The organism is Agromyces sp. NPDC058064, from assembly GCF_042885275.1.
Classification (GTDB): Bacteria; Actinomycetota; Actinomycetes; order Actinomycetales; family Microbacteriaceae; genus Agromyces.
This window is the reverse complement of record NZ_JBHVSE010000002.1, coordinates 339,338-354,433: the sequence shown is the minus strand read 5'-3', so window position 1 is coordinate 354,433 and position 15,096 is coordinate 339,338. Positions and strand designations below refer to the sequence as shown.

Sequence of the window (15,096 nt, the reverse complement as noted above, 5' to 3'; positions counted from 1 at the left end):
CTTCCGTCTCGGAGTTCGGGTCTCCGGGACGGCGGAGGCGAGGGCGCAGTGCACGCCCTCACAGGAGAAGACGTCACCGGGGCGGATCTATGACGCGATTCCCGGAAAAATCTGGTGGAATGATCCGGAACCCCCGATCCGCGTCATGATCCCCGCCTCGACGCGTCTCTCAGGTGGACCGACCCGAACCCCGAAGGAGCCGCGCGTGCCCACCGTGCGCACCGATCACACCGCCGATGCCGCGCTCATCGAGCGGACCCGCCGCGGCGACCCTTCCGCCTACGCCGAGCTCTGGCAGCGACATGCGGCCTCCGGCCGCACCGTGGCCCGCTCGTTCAGCTCGCTCGACCCCGACGACCTCGTCGCCGAGTCGTTCACGCGCATCTACGACGCGATCCTCGCCGGCAAGGGGCCGACGGCCGCGTTCCGCCCCTACCTCTTCACCACGATCCGCAACACCGCGGCGAGCTGGGGCCGGGCCCGCCAGGAGACCAACCTCGAGACCCTCGAGTCGTTCGAGGATCCCGAGACGAACGAGGCGGCGACGCTCGACGCCCTCGACCGGTCGACCACGGCCCAGGCGTTCCGCTCGCTGCCGACCCGTTGGCAGGAGGTGCTCTGGTACAGCGAGGTCGAGGGCATGAGCCCGCAGCAGGTCGCACCGCTCGTGGGCATGAGCGCGAACAGCACGGCCGCGCTCGCCTACCGCGCACGCGAGGGCCTCCGCCAGGCGTGGATCCGCGCGCACCTCAAGAACTCGACCGAGCCCGAGTGCCGGTGGACGATCGATCGCCTGGGCAGCTACACGCGCGGCAAGCTTCGCCCCCGCGACACCGCGAAGCTCGAGTCGCACCTCGACGACTGCGCGCGCTGCACGATCGTCGCCGCCGAGGCCAGGGAGGTGGGCTCGAAGCTCGCACTCGTGCTGCTGCCGCTCGCCGCCGGGGTCGGCGGCGCGACCGCGTACTCCGCCTGGCTGTCGCAGGGCGTGCCCGTCGCCGAGTACGCGATGGGCGCGGGCGGCATCGCCGCCGGCGCGGCGGGCGTCTCCGGGAGCGCAGGAGCGTCCGGAGCCGGCGGAGCCGGAGCCGGGGCGGGTGCCTCGGGCGCCGGCGCAGGCGGTGCGGGCGGCGGTGCCGCGGGCACCGGGCTCGTGGGGGCCGTCAGCGGTACCGGCGTCGCCATCGGCGCCGGCGCGCTCGTGCTCACCGCCGCCGTCGTCGCGGTCGCCGTCGTCGCCCCGAGCCTCGCCCCCACGAACGAGCCGATCGCCGCCCCCACGAGCGAGGTGGTCGACGGGGAGCCCGAGGCCGAACCGGCCGATGCGGCCGACCCCGCCCCGCTCGCCGAGCAGCCGGCCCCGCCCGTCGCCGTGATCGACGACGTCGTCGCCGAAGAGCCGTCGACCCCGGTCGACCCCGGCGCGCCCGTGGCGGAGCCGCCCCAGGCCACGCCGACGCCGACGCCCACCCCGACGGCCGAGCCGACCCCGACCCCCACACCGACGCCGACCCCCACACCGACGCCGACGCCGACCCCGACCCCGACCCCGACGCCGACGCCGACGCCGGGCGACACCGAGGCGCTCGCCCCCGTGATCTCGTCGATCGACACCGCCGGCGGACTCGTCGACCCGATCGTCTCGGGCACCGCCGAGCCCGGAGCCGACGTCGAGCTCGTGCTCGACGGGGCGACCACGGCGCTCGTCGCCGACTCGGACGGCCGGTGGTCGCACGAGTACGACGGGCTCGCCGCGGGCGGGCACGCGGTCGCGGCCCGGCAGATCGACGTCGCCGGCAACGTCTCGGCCTTCTCCGACGAGGCTGCGTTCTCGCTCGAGACACCGGGGCTCGAGGTCTCTGGCCGGGGCCAGCGCTACGACCTCGCCTTCACGGGCCGGCCCGGCGCGAGCCTCCTGCTCACCGTGCCGTGGGCGAGCCGGATCGTCGAGCTCGACCGCGCCGGGACCTCCGACTGGTACGTGCAGGGCATCCGCAACAGCGACCGTCTCGGCATCCGGTACACGAGCGACGGCCGGGTCGGACCGCTCCGCGAGGGCACCGTGCGCGAGTGGGTGAACGGGCTCGTCGGCTGAGGCATCCTCGCACCGGTAATCTGGGCGGATGACCACCGATGCCGCCCCCGATCACCTGTACCACTGGGTCGTGACCCTGAGCTGCACCGACGGACCCGGCATCGTGCACGCGATCTCGGGCGCCATCGTCGCCTCCGGGGGCAACATCACCGAGAGCCAGCAGTTCGCGAGCCTCGACACCGGCCGCTTCTTCATGCGCCTGCAGGTCGAGTCGCGGGCGACGCGCGCCGAGTTCGAGGCGGCGCTCGCGCCGGTCACCGAGCGCTGGAGCATGCAGTGGCACCTCGACGAGGTCGGGCGGCCGCTGCGCACCCTCGTGCTCGCCTCGACCGCCGGCCATTGCGTGAACGACCTGCTCTTCCGGCAGCGCGCGGGCCAGCTGCCCGTCGAGATCCCGCTGGTGCTCTCGAACCACGGCACCCTCCGCGACCTCGTCGACTTCTACGGCGTGCCCTTCGAGGCCGCCGCCGTGACCGACCCCGCGTCGAAGGCCGAGTTCGAGCGGCGCCTCCTCGCCGCGGTCGACGAGCACGACATCGAGCTCGTCGTGCTCGCCCGCTACATGCAGATCCTCTCCCCCGAGCTGTGCGACGCCCTCGCCGGGAGGTGCATCAACATCCACCACTCGTTCCTGCCGGGCTTCAAGGGCGCGAATCCGTACCGCCAGGCGCACGCCCGCGGCGTGAAGCTCATCGGCGCGACCGCGCACTTCGTGACGAGCGACCTCGACGAGGGCCCGATCATCGAGCAGAACGTCGTGCGCGTCGACCACTCGCGCAGCCCGGCCGAGCTCGTCGCGATCGGTCAGGACGAGGAGAGCCGCACGCTGAGCCAGGCGGTGAAGTGGTTCGCCGAGCGCCGCGTGCTGCTCGACGGAGCCCGCACCATCATCTTCCGCTGAGCCGCCCGCCGAGGCCCGGGTACGCTAGAGGGTTGTGAGCACCGCACCCGAGACCCCGCAGCAGGCCCAGCCCAAGATCGGCCCCAACGACATCCTCCGATTCTTCCTCGAGCTGTTCGCCTTCGTGTCGCTCGGCATCTGGGGCTTCATGGCGTTCCCGCTGCCGTGGCCGGGCGTGCTGATCGGGCTCGGGGCGCCGGCGCTCGCGATCATCGCGTGGGCGTTGTTCATGTCGCCCAAGGCCGTCTTCCGCATCGACCCCTTCGGCAAGGCGCTCGTCGAGATCGCGATCTTCTCGGCCGCGGCGATCGGGTGGTGGATGCTGGGCCAGCCCGTCGTGGCCATCGTCTTCGCCGTCGTCGCCGCGGTCAGCGGCATCATCAACGGGCGCAAGGAACTCGCGGGCTGACCTCGCCGGGCGCGCGTCAGGCGGCCTCGACGCGCGCCGCGGCTTCGGCATCGGCCACCGCATCGGCCTCGGCGTCGCTCTCCGCGCCGCCCGCGGTGCGGAAGTGGCCGAGCACCGAGAGCACGAGCCCGCCGACGGCCCAGCCTGCGAGCACGAGCCAGGGGAACGTCGTGTCCGCGGCGGGGAAGTAGGAGAGTTCGCGCACGAGCGTGGCGGCAGCCCCCGGCGGGAACCACTGGCCGACGTCGCCCCACGGCTCGGGAAGGAACTCCTTCGGCATCGCGGCCGCGGAGATGGGGTTCGCGAAGAGCAGCATGACCACCGGGCCGACCGCGATGCCCGCTCGCCCGATGAGGGCGACGAACCCGGTGATCGGCGCCGCGATCGCGGCGAGTGCGAGCGCGATCGCCGCGGAGTTCACCCAGTAGTCGCCCTGCAGCGCGCCGAACCACCCCTGCAGGATCCCGGTGAGCGCGAGCCCGCCGGCCACGGAGTAGACGACGACGGCGAGCACCCGGCGCATCGCGCCGATGACGGCGAGCGAGATCGCGATCCCGCCGAGCATCCCGCCGAGCACGAGCGGGAACAGCGCGGCCGCGAGCCCCGTGCCGCGGGGATCGGTCTCGGCGAGCGGCACCACGTCGGTGACGACGACGTCGATGTGCGGCGGGGCTGCCGGCGCACCCGCAGCGGCCGCCGCTGCGGCCGCCTGGGCGTTGACGCCCTCCTCGAGCCCGCTCGCGATGCCGGTCAGCAGCTGCGCGACGACGAGGCTCGAGGCGGACGAGCTGAGCACCTCGGGCTCGGCGCCGAGCACGACGGCTCCGTACACCTCACGGGATTCGATCGCGTCGACCGCGGCCGTGCGGTCGTCGACCTCGACGAAGGCGATCGCGCCGGGTTGCTGCGCGTCGACCGCCTCCTCCGCGGCGGCGACGGCCTCGGCGGGCCCGGTGATCGCGATCGGCAGGTCCTTCGCCTCGGCCGTCACCGAGGGCCAGGCGAACGCGAGCACGATGACGGCGACGACCGCCGCGAGTGCGAGGCCCACGCCGACGACGCGCGCGAGCGGGGTGTGGGACTGCGTGGCATCCGAGTGCGCCATGGTCTCCTCCGGAGTCGAATAAAAACGAACATTCGTTCTTTATAAGAATGCGCCGGACTCCTATGCTTGTCAAGAACGATCATTCGGTTTTCCGAGCGGAAGGCGGCCGATGCCCAAGGTGAGCGACGAGTACCGCGCGGCGAGGCGCGACGAGATCCTCGACGCCGCGCTGCGCGCCTTCACCTCGAAGGGTCTCGACGGCGCCTCGATGGCCGACATCATCGCCGAGTCCGGGCTCTCCGCCGGCGCGATCTACGGCCACTTCCCGAGCAAGGTCGAGCTCCTCGCGGCCGTCGCCCAGCGCACGCTCGGCCAGCGCCGCCTCGAGGTCGACGCGCGCCAGGCGGAGGGCGAGGCGCCGCTCACGCCCGGCGAGGTGCTCGCCACCGTGCTGCGCGGCATGCGCGCGCACTTCGACACCCGGCTGCTGGTGCAGCTCTGGGCCGCGGCGGCCACCGACACCGAGCTCGGCGACACGATCCGGGGCCCGGTCCGCTCGATCCGCGAGACCTTCGGCGACGCGATCCGGCCGTGGTTCGCCGCCAACTACCCGGCCGACGAGGCCGAGGTGCGGCTCGCTCGCACCCTGCCCATCATGATGGCGCTCGGCCAGGGCTTCATGATCCAGCGCCAGCTCTTCGACGACTTCGACGAGGACGGCTACCTCGCCGAGCTCCCGGCGACGCTCCCCCACTGAACGACGGATGCCCCGGGCGGCATCCCGCCCGGGGCATCCTCGTCGTTCGCAGCGCCGTCGCTAGATGCCCTGCCAGGCCGGCTTGTTCGCCCAGGCGTGCCGGTAGTACTCGAGATTCGCGAGCCGCGACGCGGCCGCCGCGTCGACGATCACGGTCGCGTGGGGGTGCAGCTGGATCGCCGAACCCGGCTGGCTCGCCGAGACGCAGCCCTCGACCGCCGCGGCCACGGCCTCGGCCTTCGCCTCGCCGAATGCGAGCAGCACGAGGTGACGGGCCCGGAGGATCGTGCCGATGCCCTGGGTGATGCAGTGCATGGGCACCTCCTCGGGCGAGTCGAAGAAGCGCGCGTTGTCGACGCGAGTGGGCTCGGTGAGCGTCTTGACTCGCGTGAGCGAGGCCAGCGACGAGCCGGGCTCGTTGAAGCCGATGTGGCCGGTGCGCCCGATGCCGAGGATCTGCAGGTCGACCCCGCCCGCCGCCGTGATGGCGGCCTCGTAGTCGGCGCCCGCGTGCTCGATGGTCGACGGATCGCCGTTCGGCACCCGGACGAGCTCGGGGGTGAGTCCGAGCGGCTCGACGACCTCGCGGGTGATGACCGCCCGGTAGCTCTCGGGATGCCCGGCCGGCAGGCCCACGTACTCGTCGAGCGCGAAGCCGCGCACGCCGCGCACGTCGATCGACTCCGCGGCGATCCGCCCCGCGAGGGCCCGGTAGCTCGCGAGCGGGGTCGACCCGGTCGCGAGGCCGAGCACGGCGTCGGGCTTCTGCCTGATCAGCGCGACGATCGACCCGGCGACGAGCTCGCCCGCGGCCTGCTCGTTCTCGACGACTACGACTTCTGCCATTGCGCAACTCCTACCAGGGCAGCACCCACGGCGGCTGCCGGAAATCCGAGGGGAATGACCCGGACCCGCTCCGCGAGCCCGAGAGAGGCGAGGAACGCCGAGTCGGCGGCCCACCCGTTCAGGATACGGCGAGTTCCGTCGACGAGCGGTGCGCCGAGGGCGGCGAGCCCGCCGCCGATCACGACCTCGTCGACGTCGGTGGTGAGCACGAGCAGCCGGACCGCCGCCGCCACCCCCGAGAGGAATCGCTCGCGGACCGCGATCGCCTCGGCGTCGCCGGCCGCTGCCCGGTCGAAGAGCTCCCGGGCGGGCAGCTCGGCCTCGGACGGCCACATGCGCGCGATCGCCGAGCCGGAGGCCACGGTCTCGAGGCAGCCGCGCTGGCCGCAGCCGCACGGCTCCCCCGCCGGGTCGATCGGGATGTGCCCGATCTCGCCCGCGACGCCGTGACCGCCCCTGAGGAGGCGGCCGCCCTGCACGATCCCGGCGGCGAGGCCGGTGCCGAGGTTCAGGTAGGCCATCGACCGCCCGGCCGAGGGCGCGGATGCCTCGACGGCGCCCTTCGCCGCGCCGAGCAGGTGGTGCGCGCCGAGCGCCGCCGCCTTCACATCGTTCTCGATGCGCACCTCGACGCCGAGCCGGTCGGCCAGCCGCGGGCCCAGGTCGAGCCCCTCGAGGCCGAGGTTCACGGCGTGCGCCACCCGGCCCGTCGCCGTGTCGACCGCGCCGGGGATCCCGATGCCGATCGACGAGAACGCGCTCGCGCCGACGCCCGACACCTCGGCCATCCGCTCGACCGTGCGCAGCGCCGTCTCGACGACCGCCTCCGCGCCGAATCCGGTCGGCATGCGCACCTGGTCGCTCAGCTCGCCGCTGTCGGCGAGCGCGACGGCCGCGGTCTTCGTGCCGCCGATGTCGATGCCGAGTCTCACCGCGCTGCCACAGGCGCGAGCACGCCGTCGACGAACGCGAGCACCGCGTCGCCGAGGAGGCGCGAGGCGCCGTAGGTCGCGACGTCGGCGTAGCCGCGGTCGTGCGACGGCCAGCCCATGTCGATCGTCACCACGTCGTCGCGCACGGCGCGCAGCGCGTCGATCGTGCGGCGGGCGAAGGCGTGGCGGTGGAGGTCCTTGCCGATGACGAGCACCGGCCCCGGGAGGCCCGCTGGGTCGTCGAGCGCCTGGCCGTGGGCGACCGCGACGAGTTCGGCGCGGCTGAGCCACGACGGCCGCTCGGCGACCGCCTCGGCGGCGAACGGGCCCCACGGCGACACGCCGATGGCGATGTTCGCCACCGTGTCGACGCGCACGACCGTGCCGATGCCGGATGCCCCGTGCAGGCGCGCGGGCACGGCGGACGCGACCTCGAAGGAGGCGACCACGCGTGCGATCTCCTCGTCGTCGTGGGCCGGTTCGATCACGCTCGGGGCGGCCGGGCCGGCCGGCACGGCCGGTGCCGTCGCCGCGAGCGCGCGCACCCGGGCCGCCGCGTCGCGGACGCGGTCGGCCGGAAGGCGGCCCGCCTCGATCGCGTCGGCGACCGCCGCGACGATCTCGCCGAGCTGCTCGTCGGAGTTGTTCGCCCCGATGCAAAGGAGGTCGCACCCGGCGGCGAGGGCGCGCACTGCGGCTTCGGGTATGCCGTGCGCGCCGCTCGCCCCCTTCATGTCGAGGGCGTCGGTCACGATGACGCCCTCGAAACCCAGCTCCCCGCGGAGCAGGCTGTGCAGGATGTGCGGGGAGAGGGTGGCCGGAGCCTCAGCGTCGAGCTGAGGGATCAGGATGTGGGACGTCATGATCGTGCGGGTGCCCGCCTCGATCGCCGCGCGGAACGGCACGAGCTCGCGCTCGCGCAGCGTCTCGAGCGGGACGTCGACGACCGGCAGGGCGAGGTGCGAGTCGGTCGCCGTGTCGCCGTGCCCCGGGAAGTGCTTCGCGCTCGCGGCGATGCCCGTCTGCTGCAGGCCCTCGACCCAGGCGGCCGAGTGCCGGGCGACGAGCACCGGGTCGTCGCCGAAGCTGCGCACGCCGATGACGGGGTTGTCGGGGTTGGCGTTGACGTCGACGTCGGGGCCGAACGTCACGGTGCAGCCGGTCGCCGCGAGAGCGCGCCCCACCTCCGCCGCGACGCGGCGGGTGAGCTCGAGCTCGTCGATGCGGCCGAGCACGGCGTTGCCGGGGAACGGGGCGCCGCGGTCGTAGAACAACCGGGTGACGTCGCCGCCCTCCTCGTCGATCGCGATGACGGCCTCGGGGTTCGCCGCGCGGAGGCTCTCGTTGAGGGCCCGCAGCTGCTCGGGCTCGACGACGTTCTCGCCGAAGAGGCACACGCCGCCGAGGCCGTCGCGCAGCCGGGCGAGCACCCACTCGGGGGCGACCGGGCCGTCGAAGCCCGGCAGCAGGGTCGTCAGGATGTCCCGGTGCAGCTGGGCGGCCGCACCGGTGGGGTTCTCGGTGCTCATCCCTTGACGGCTCCGCTCACGAGGCCGCCGGTCATCCGACCCTGCACGAAGAGGAAGAAGATCACGACGGGCAGGGCGATGAGGGTCGAGCCCGCCATCACGGCGCCCCAGTTCGTCGCCTCGGTCGCCGACTGGAAGGAGTTCAGCCACGGCGGGAGGGTGAGGTTGTAGCCCTTCATGAGGAGCAGGGCCATCGTGAACTCGTTCCAGCTCTGGATGAAGGCGAAGATGCCGGTGGAGACGAGCCCGGGGGCGAGCAGCGGGAAGGTGACCTTCCAGAACGCCTGCGCCTTCGTGCAGCCGTCGATCATCGCCGCCTCCTCGAGGTCGGCGGGCACGCCCGCCACGAAGCCGCGGAGGGTCCAGATGGTGAACGGCACGACCGAGGCGAGGTGCACGATGAACAGGCCGACGAGGGTGTTCATGAGGCGCCAGTCGTCGATCATGTTGTAGATCGTGAACATCATGGCCTCGCCGGGCACCATCTGCACGACGAGCACGCTCACGATGAACACGTAGCGGCCGCGGAAGGCGAAGCGGGCGATCGCGATCGAGGCGAGGAAGGCGAAGACCGCGCAGACCACGACGACGGCGATCGCGACGCCGATGCTCGAGGCGAGCGCGTGCGGGAAGTCGGTCTGGCCGGGGGCGGCCTCGCGCGTCCACGCGGTGACGTAGTTCTTGAAGGTGAACTCGAGCGGGAAGAAGCTCGGAGTGCGGCTGATGATCTGGTTCGACGGGGTGAACGACATGTTCACCATCCAGTAGACCGGGAACACCGAGCACAGGAAGACCAGGACGGCGACCACGTTGATCACGATCTTGGGGGCGCCGAAGCGGTGGGTGCGGCGGGACTTCTGGGTGTGCGGCGTCACCGACGCGGGGGTCTCGGCGAGCTGGACGGCGGGAGAGATCTGCGTGGTCACGCTTCCTCCTCCTTCAGGCTGGAGCGGACGTTGTAGTAGGAGATGCCCATGAGCAGGATGACCATGAACACGCCGATCGCGGCGGTCACGCCGAACTCTCCGAGGCCCTGGCGGAAGAGGTAGGTGCCGAGCACGTTCGTCTCGGAGACGATGCCGCCCTGCTGCTGCAGCGCGTAGACCTGCGTGAAGATGCGGAGGTTCCAGATGGTCTCGAGCACGATCACGGCGGTGATCACGTTGCGGAGGTAGGGCAGGACGATGAACCGGAAGCGCTGCACCGAATGCGCGCCGTCGAGCTGCGAGGCCTCGAGCACCTCGTCGGGCACCTGGCCGAGGCCGGCGTAGAAGGTGAAGACCGCGAACGGGATGCCCTGCCAGACGATGATGATCGTGAGCACCATCATGAAGGACCACGGGTCGGCGAGCCAGCCGTGCCCGCGCCAGTCCTGCGTGCCGGTGATGGTGTTGAGGACGTAGTTGACGAGACCGTAGTCGGTGTCGAAGATCCAGCCCCAGACGACGGTCGCGGACAGCGGGGGCATGGCCCAGGCGAAGAGCAGGCCGATCGAGACGAGCAGGCGCATGCCCTTGGAGAGCCGCAGCATGAGCAGGGCGATGAGCATGCCGCCGACGACGATGAGCACGGTCAGCACGACCATGAGCCCGAGGCTTCGCACGAGCACCGCCGGGAAGTCGGACTTCGTGAACACCTCGATGTAGTTGTCGAAGCCGATGAAGTTCGGCGAGGTGCCCAGCATCTTGTTCTTGATCTCGAGATCGGTGAACGAGGTGATGAACATGACGATGGTCGGGTAGACGACCATCACCGCGAGCAGGACGATGCTGGGGGCGAGCAGCAGCCAGGGGGCCCACGGCAGCCGCTTCTTCTTGCGGGAGCCGGCGGACGAGTTCAGGGGTCGACGGGGTGGTTTGGTCTTCGGCGTGCGCGGCGTTGCGTCAGGCTCGGCGAGGGTTGCGCTCATGGCTCTTCCTCCGGGTGTCCGCGGGGGGACGCGGGTATGACTGATGGTACGTCTCGCGGCACCGGCGCCGGTCGAGTTCGTTGCAGGGGAACGGGGGCGGAGCTGTGTGGGACTCCGCCCCCGCGGGGCTCAACAGGCTAGCTGTTGAGGATCTCCTCGATCTGCGCGTCGAGGTCGGCCGCGATGGCCGCCACGTCGCCACCCTGGGCGATCTTCACGAGCGCCTCCTGGATGATCTGCGCAGCCTCGACCTCGGCCCACTTCGGGGTGGTCGGGGTCACCTTCGAGTTCTCGAGCGCGACGGCCTGGGCCTTCGCGATCTCGGTGTCGGGCAGGTTCGCCGCCGAGGCGGTGAGGCCCGGGGTGAGGCCACCGGCGGCCAGGAGGTCCTGGTAGCCGGCGCTCGCCATGATGTCGAGCGCGGCGCGAGCCTGCTCGGGGTTCGCGCTCTTGGTCGCGACGGCGATGTTCGAGCCGCCCGCGAAGATCGGAGCGGTCTCGCCGGCCTCGAGGCCCGGCAGCGCGAACGCCTTCAGGTCCGAGCCGTAGGTGTCGGCGCAGCCGGGCGCCTCGGCGTCGGCCGGAGCGGTGATCGACCACTGCACCCACGCGGGAGCGGAGAGGAAGACGTCCTCACCGGCGCAGAACGGCACCTGCGGGTCGGTCTCGTCGCCGTCCTTCGGGGCGTTCGAGGCGTTGAGGTAGACGTCCTGGAGCTGGGTCAGGCCCTCGACGCCGCCCTCGCTCGAGAAGCCGGCCTTCCACTCCTCGCCGTCCTTCTCGGCGATGAACCCGCCGTGCGACCAGACGTAGGGAAGGGCGTTGTACCAGTCGCGACCCGGAGCCCAGATGCCCGAGACCGTGTCGGTGCGGCGCTCCTTGCCCGTGGCGACGTACTCGTCGAGCGTCGTCGGCACGGGGGTGTCGCCGAGGATCTGCTGGCTGTAGAACACGATGCGGCCACCGGCGTAGTACGGCGCGGCGTAGAGCTCCTCGTCGTAGGTCGCCGACTCGACGAGACCCGGGAGGTAGTCGTCGGTCGCGAAGTCGTCGAGCGGGAGGAACAGGCCCTGGTCGGCGAAGCTCGCCGTCTGGGTGTTGCCGACCTCGACCACGTCGGGCGAGTCGTTCGACTGGAGCGCAGCTGCGTAGGTGTCGCTCACGTCGGCCCAGGTCTTCTCCTCGACCGTGAGGGTCCAACCGTCGTTCTCCGACTCGAAGGTCTCCTTGAGGTAGGCGCGCGCGTCCTCAGGGGTGTCGCTGCCGACGACCCAGACCGTGATGTCGCCACCGTCGGCCGACTCGTTCCCACCACCGGTGCTGCAACCGGCGAGGGTCAGGGCAGCAGCGGCGCCGAGCGCCACAATGCCGAGTTTCCTCATTTGTCGTTTCCTTTCATGGGGTGGGGAAACAGCGGGGGTTCGCTGTCACCCTTGGTGCCTGGAGTCCCTCACGAGACTCCGAGTTGTCCGGAGAGGACCATGACGGCCGCGCCGCGGAGGACGATGTCCTCCGCCTGCTCGGACATCCGGAGCCTCAGATCACGGTTCAGTTCCGCCATCGTCCGCTTCCGGAGCGTGTCGACGGTCGCCTCGTGGAAGGCGCCGTCGAGCAGTTCGGCGGGGCCGCTGAGCACGACCTCCGTCAGATTGAGGGCGCCGACGACCGGCGCGAGCACGATGCCGAGCCGGCGGCCGGCCTCGCGCAGGATCTCGTCGCGCGCGTCGTCGGCGTCGTCGACGGCACCGATGGCCTCGAGCTGCGCCGTGAGGCGGGGCTCGGCGACCCAGGCCTCGAGGCATCCGTCCTTGCCGCACGCGCAGCGCGGGCCGCCGTCGGTGCCGACGACGACGTGGCCGATCTCGCCCGCGGCGAACCCGCCGCCGATGACGGGGCGGCCGCCGACGATGAGGCCGGCGCCGACGCCGTGCCCGACCTTGACGAGCAGGAGGTCGTCGAGCAGGGTCTCGCCGTGCTCGGCGAGGATGGCGACGTTCGCGTCGTTCGCCACGTGCACGGGGAGCTCGGTGCGCGCGGCGAGCCGCTCCTGCAGCGGCAGGTCGACCCAGCCGAGGTTCGGGGCCGAACGCACGACGCCGTGCGGGTCGACGACACCGGGCGAGCCGACGCCGATGCCGAGCACGGGGATGGTGGCGAGTGCGAGCAGCCGGTCGACGAGCTGCTCGACGAGCTGCGCCGCCGCCTCGCCGGTCGCGCCGCCCAGCGCGAGCTCTGCCCGCTCGGCGATCGTGCCGTCGAGCGCGGTCACGGCGCCCCGGAAGACCTCGTGCTCGGAGAGGTCGAGGCCGATGATCTGGAACGCGTCGCGGGCGACGTCGATGAGGGTGGCTGGCTTGCCGGGCCGCGCGTCCTCGCGCTGGCCGAGTTCGACGACGAGCCCCTCGGCGATGAGCTCGGCCACGAGGTCGGAGACGGTGACGCGCGTGAGCCCCGTCTCGCGGGCGATGTCGGCGCGGCTCTGGGCGCCGGAGCTGTACAGGGTCTGCAGCACGAGCGCGCGGTTGTGGCTTCTCGCGTGCTCGGGCAGCACCTTGCCGGTGGGTCGGAGCGCACGCGAGCGGGTGAAGATCGGGGCGCCGGCGAAGGGCACCGTGAGCAGGTCGGAATGCGCCACCGAGGTGGGGGGCGTCGGCTCCGTGGTGACCGGGCCTCGCTGCGCATCCGTTGCAGTCACGTTTGTTAGTAAACCTTACGAACAAACCATGCGCAAGTGTTCGACACGACTTCGTGCCCGCGTTACCGATTCGTGACCTATGCGACGGTGAGGCGCGATTCGGATGCCTCGGCCGCGACCTCGCGCTTGGCGTCGAGCCGCCCGCCGACGGCGCGCAGCGCCGCGAGGATCGCGATGAGGTCGACGACCTCCTGGAGGAGCGCCCCGATCGTGGCCGGGATCACGCCGAACGCCGCGACGACCATGAGGCCCACGCTCACCACGATCCCGATCCAGATGCTCTGCAGCGCGATGCGCACGGTGTCGCGGCCGATCTCGACGGCCTTCGCCGTGCGCGAGACGTCGTCGACGAGGATCACCGCCGAGGCGGATTCGCTCGCGGCCGTCGCCCCCTTCGCCCCCATCGCGATGCCCACGTCGGCGGCGGCGAGCACGGGGGCGTCGTTGACGCCGTCGCCGACCATGATCACGGGCCGCGCGGCGACCGCCGCGACCTCGCGCACCTTGTCGCCGGGAAGGCAGTCGGCCCGCACCCGCGTGATGCCGAGCTCCGCGGCGATGTGGTCGGCCGTCGCCTTCGCATCGCCGGTGAGCATCATCGTGTCGTGCACGCCGAGCTCGTCGAGCCGGGCGAGCGTCGCCCTCGCGTTCGACCTGAGGCGGTCGCTCGCGAGCAGCGCGCCGGCGTACCGGCCGTCGACGGCGACGTAGACGGCGAGCTCGCCGGGCGCGATCTCGGTCCGGCGAGCCTCCGGCGCGCGCTCGGCGACGAAGGCGAACTTGCCGACGACGACCTCCCGGTCGCCGAGCCTCGCGGTCACGCCGTTCGTGGCGGCCTCGCGCGCCCACTCGGCCTCGGTGAGGGCCAGGCCCCGCTGCTTCGCCGCCTCGATCATCGACGCCGCGAGCACGTGCGAGGAGTACTGCTCGGCCGAGGCGACGAGGCCGAGCAGCTCATCGCCCGACAGGCCGGCCTCGGGCCTGACGGCCACGAGCTTCGGCTCGCCGTGGGTGAGGGTGCCGGTCTTGTCGAACACCGCGGTCTTCGCCCGGGCGAGCAGCTCCAGCACTCCCCCGCCCTTGACGATGACCCCGTTGCGCGCGGCGCGGCTCATGCCGCCGATGAAGGCGACGGGCGCGGCGATGAGCAGCGGGCAGGGCGTCGCGAGCACGAGCACCTCGGCGAAGCGCACCGGGTCGCCCGAGGCCCACCATGCGACGCCGGCGAGGCCGAGCGAGAACACCGTGAAGGGCACGGCGTAGCGGTCGGCGAGCCGCACGACGGGCGCCTTCGACTCTGCGGCCTGCGCGACGAGCGAGACGATCTGCTGGTACTGGCTGTCGCCGGCCGTCGCCGTGGCGACGATCTCGATCGCCGCCTGGCCGTTCACCGAGCCGCTCAGCACGGCGTCGCCGCGCTTCTTCTCGACCGGCACGCTCTCGCCCGTGAGGGACGACTCGTCGAAGGCGGCCTCGGCCGAGTGCAGCTCGCCGTCGACGGGCACGATCTCGCTCGGCCGCACGAGCAGCCGGTCGCCGGGCCGCACCCGGTCGACGTGCACGTCGACCAGGTCGTCGCCGTCGATGCGGTGCGCGAGCTGCGGCGAGCGCGTGAGCAGCGCGTCGAGCTCGCGCTTCGCCCGGCGGTTCGCGTAGTCCTCGAGCGCGGCGCCGCCCGTGAGCATCAGCACGACGAGGAGCGCCGCGACGTACTCGCCGACGAGCACGGTCGCGACGATCGCGGTGATCGCCAGGATGTCGAGGCCCCAGTGCCCGCGGAGGAGGTCGCGGACCATCCCGACGGCCTCCCACGCGGCGACGACGAGCGCGTACCCGCTGAAGATCCACGGCACCGCGGCTCCCGCCCCGGCGAGGGCGAGCACGATGCCGAGCACCCCGATCGCGAGCGTCAGCGTGACGACCCAGTAGCGGCGGGCGAGGTGCAGGATGCGAGCCATGCCTCCCATCCTGCCCCCGG

At 72.2% G+C, this 15,096-nt stretch carries 13 protein-coding genes; 4 read left to right on the top strand and 9 right to left on the bottom strand.

Annotation, left to right across the window (positions count from 1 at the left end):
* The first annotated feature begins 205 nt into the window (after positions 1–205).
* From ACFVSL_RS07455 to ACFVSL_RS07445, 3 genes are read left to right on the top strand one after another with little or no spacing between them, the layout of a single operon-like run.
* Complete coding sequence (locus tag ACFVSL_RS07455; RefSeq protein ID WP_386939825.1) at positions 206–2,095, top strand: sigma-70 family RNA polymerase sigma factor; 1,890 nt, start codon at positions 206–208, stop codon at positions 2,093–2,095.
* 28 nt (positions 2,096–2,123) lie between these two features.
* Positions 2,124–2,996 (top strand): formyltetrahydrofolate deformylase, encoded by an 873-nt coding sequence (gene purU / locus ACFVSL_RS07450; protein WP_386939824.1) that lies wholly within the window; start codon positions 2,124–2,126, stop codon positions 2,994–2,996.
* 34 nt (positions 2,997–3,030) lie between these two features.
* Entirely contained in the window at positions 3,031–3,405 is a 375-nt protein-coding gene (locus ACFVSL_RS07445) for a YrdB family protein (protein WP_386939823.1), read from the top strand.
* A 16-nt stretch (positions 3,406–3,421) separates the two neighbouring features.
* On the opposite strand, the gene ACFVSL_RS07440 is transcribed toward ACFVSL_RS07445, so the two are convergent.
* Positions 3,422–4,510: a hypothetical protein gene (locus tag ACFVSL_RS07440; protein WP_386939821.1), complete on the bottom strand. Its 1,089-nt coding sequence runs from the start codon at positions 4,508–4,510 to the stop codon at positions 3,422–3,424.
* 109 nt (positions 4,511–4,619) lie between these two features.
* On the opposite strand from ACFVSL_RS07440, the gene ACFVSL_RS07435 reads away from it, so the two are divergent.
* Positions 4,620–5,207, top strand: a complete 588-nt coding sequence (locus ACFVSL_RS07435) for a TetR/AcrR family transcriptional regulator (protein WP_386939819.1) — start codon at positions 4,620–4,622, stop codon at positions 5,205–5,207.
* Between the two features lie 60 nt (positions 5,208–5,267).
* On the opposite strand, the gene nagB is transcribed toward ACFVSL_RS07435, so the two are convergent.
* The 8 genes from nagB to ACFVSL_RS07395 form a co-directional block, all read right to left on the bottom strand.
* On the bottom strand, positions 5,268–6,053 hold the full coding sequence (gene nagB, locus ACFVSL_RS07430; RefSeq protein ID WP_386939817.1) for a glucosamine-6-phosphate deaminase: 786 nt from the start codon (positions 6,051–6,053) through the stop codon (positions 5,268–5,270).
* Positions 6,038–6,985, bottom strand: coding sequence for an ROK family protein (locus ACFVSL_RS07425; RefSeq protein WP_386939816.1), 948 nt, complete (start codon positions 6,983–6,985; stop codon positions 6,038–6,040). The genes nagB and ACFVSL_RS07425 overlap by 16 nt, the downstream gene beginning before the upstream one ends.
* Positions 6,982–8,514, bottom strand: coding sequence for a glycoside hydrolase family 3 protein (locus tag ACFVSL_RS07420; protein ID WP_386939814.1), 1,533 nt, complete (start codon positions 8,512–8,514; stop codon positions 6,982–6,984). The genes ACFVSL_RS07425 and ACFVSL_RS07420 overlap by 4 nt, the downstream gene beginning before the upstream one ends.
* Positions 8,511–9,389, bottom strand: coding sequence for a carbohydrate ABC transporter permease (locus ACFVSL_RS07415; protein WP_386941123.1), 879 nt, complete (start codon positions 9,387–9,389; stop codon positions 8,511–8,513). Before ACFVSL_RS07415 ends, ACFVSL_RS07420 begins: the two co-directional genes overlap by 4 nt.
* A gap of 47 nt (positions 9,390–9,436) precedes the next feature.
* Positions 9,437–10,423 carry a carbohydrate ABC transporter permease gene (locus ACFVSL_RS07410; RefSeq protein WP_386939812.1) on the bottom strand — a complete coding sequence of 329 codons (987 nt, stop codon included), beginning with the start codon at positions 10,421–10,423 and terminating at the stop codon, positions 9,437–9,439.
* 137 nt (positions 10,424–10,560) lie between these two features.
* Positions 10,561–11,805 carry an extracellular solute-binding protein gene (locus ACFVSL_RS07405; protein WP_386939811.1) on the bottom strand — a complete coding sequence of 415 codons (1,245 nt, stop codon included), beginning with the start codon at positions 11,803–11,805 and terminating at the stop codon, positions 10,561–10,563.
* A 68-nt stretch (positions 11,806–11,873) separates the two neighbouring features.
* Positions 11,874–13,043, bottom strand: coding sequence for an ROK family protein (locus ACFVSL_RS07400; protein ID WP_386941122.1), 1,170 nt, complete (start codon positions 13,041–13,043; stop codon positions 11,874–11,876).
* A 152-nt stretch (positions 13,044–13,195) separates the two neighbouring features.
* The gene (locus ACFVSL_RS07395; protein WP_386939809.1) at positions 13,196–15,076 is read right to left on the bottom strand and encodes a heavy metal translocating P-type ATPase; all 1,881 of its coding nucleotides are present in this window, start codon (positions 15,074–15,076) and stop codon (positions 13,196–13,198) included.
* Positions 15,077–15,096: the final 20 nt, after the last annotated feature.

Coding starts and splice junctions, on each gene's coding strand:
- purU (WP_386939824.1), top strand. CDS start 2,124: ATGACCACCGATGCCGCCCCCGATCACCTGTACCACTGGGTCGTGACC.
- ACFVSL_RS07440 (WP_386939821.1), bottom strand. CDS start 4,510: ATGGCGCACTCGGATGCCACGCAGTCCCACACCCCGCTCGCGCGCGTC.
- ACFVSL_RS07435 (WP_386939819.1), top strand. CDS start 4,620: ATGCCCAAGGTGAGCGACGAGTACCGCGCGGCGAGGCGCGACGAGATC.
- nagB (WP_386939817.1), bottom strand. CDS start 6,053: ATGGCAGAAGTCGTAGTCGTCGAGAACGAGCAGGCCGCGGGCGAGCTC.
- ACFVSL_RS07420 (WP_386939814.1), bottom strand. CDS start 8,514: ATGAGCACCGAGAACCCCACCGGTGCGGCCGCCCAGCTGCACCGGGAC.
- ACFVSL_RS07410 (WP_386939812.1), bottom strand. CDS start 10,423: ATGAGCGCAACCCTCGCCGAGCCTGACGCAACGCCGCGCACGCCGAAG.
- ACFVSL_RS07405 (WP_386939811.1), bottom strand. CDS start 11,805: ATGAGGAAACTCGGCATTGTGGCGCTCGGCGCCGCTGCTGCCCTGACC.
- ACFVSL_RS07395 (WP_386939809.1), bottom strand. CDS start 15,076: ATGGCTCGCATCCTGCACCTCGCCCGCCGCTACTGGGTCGTCACGCTG.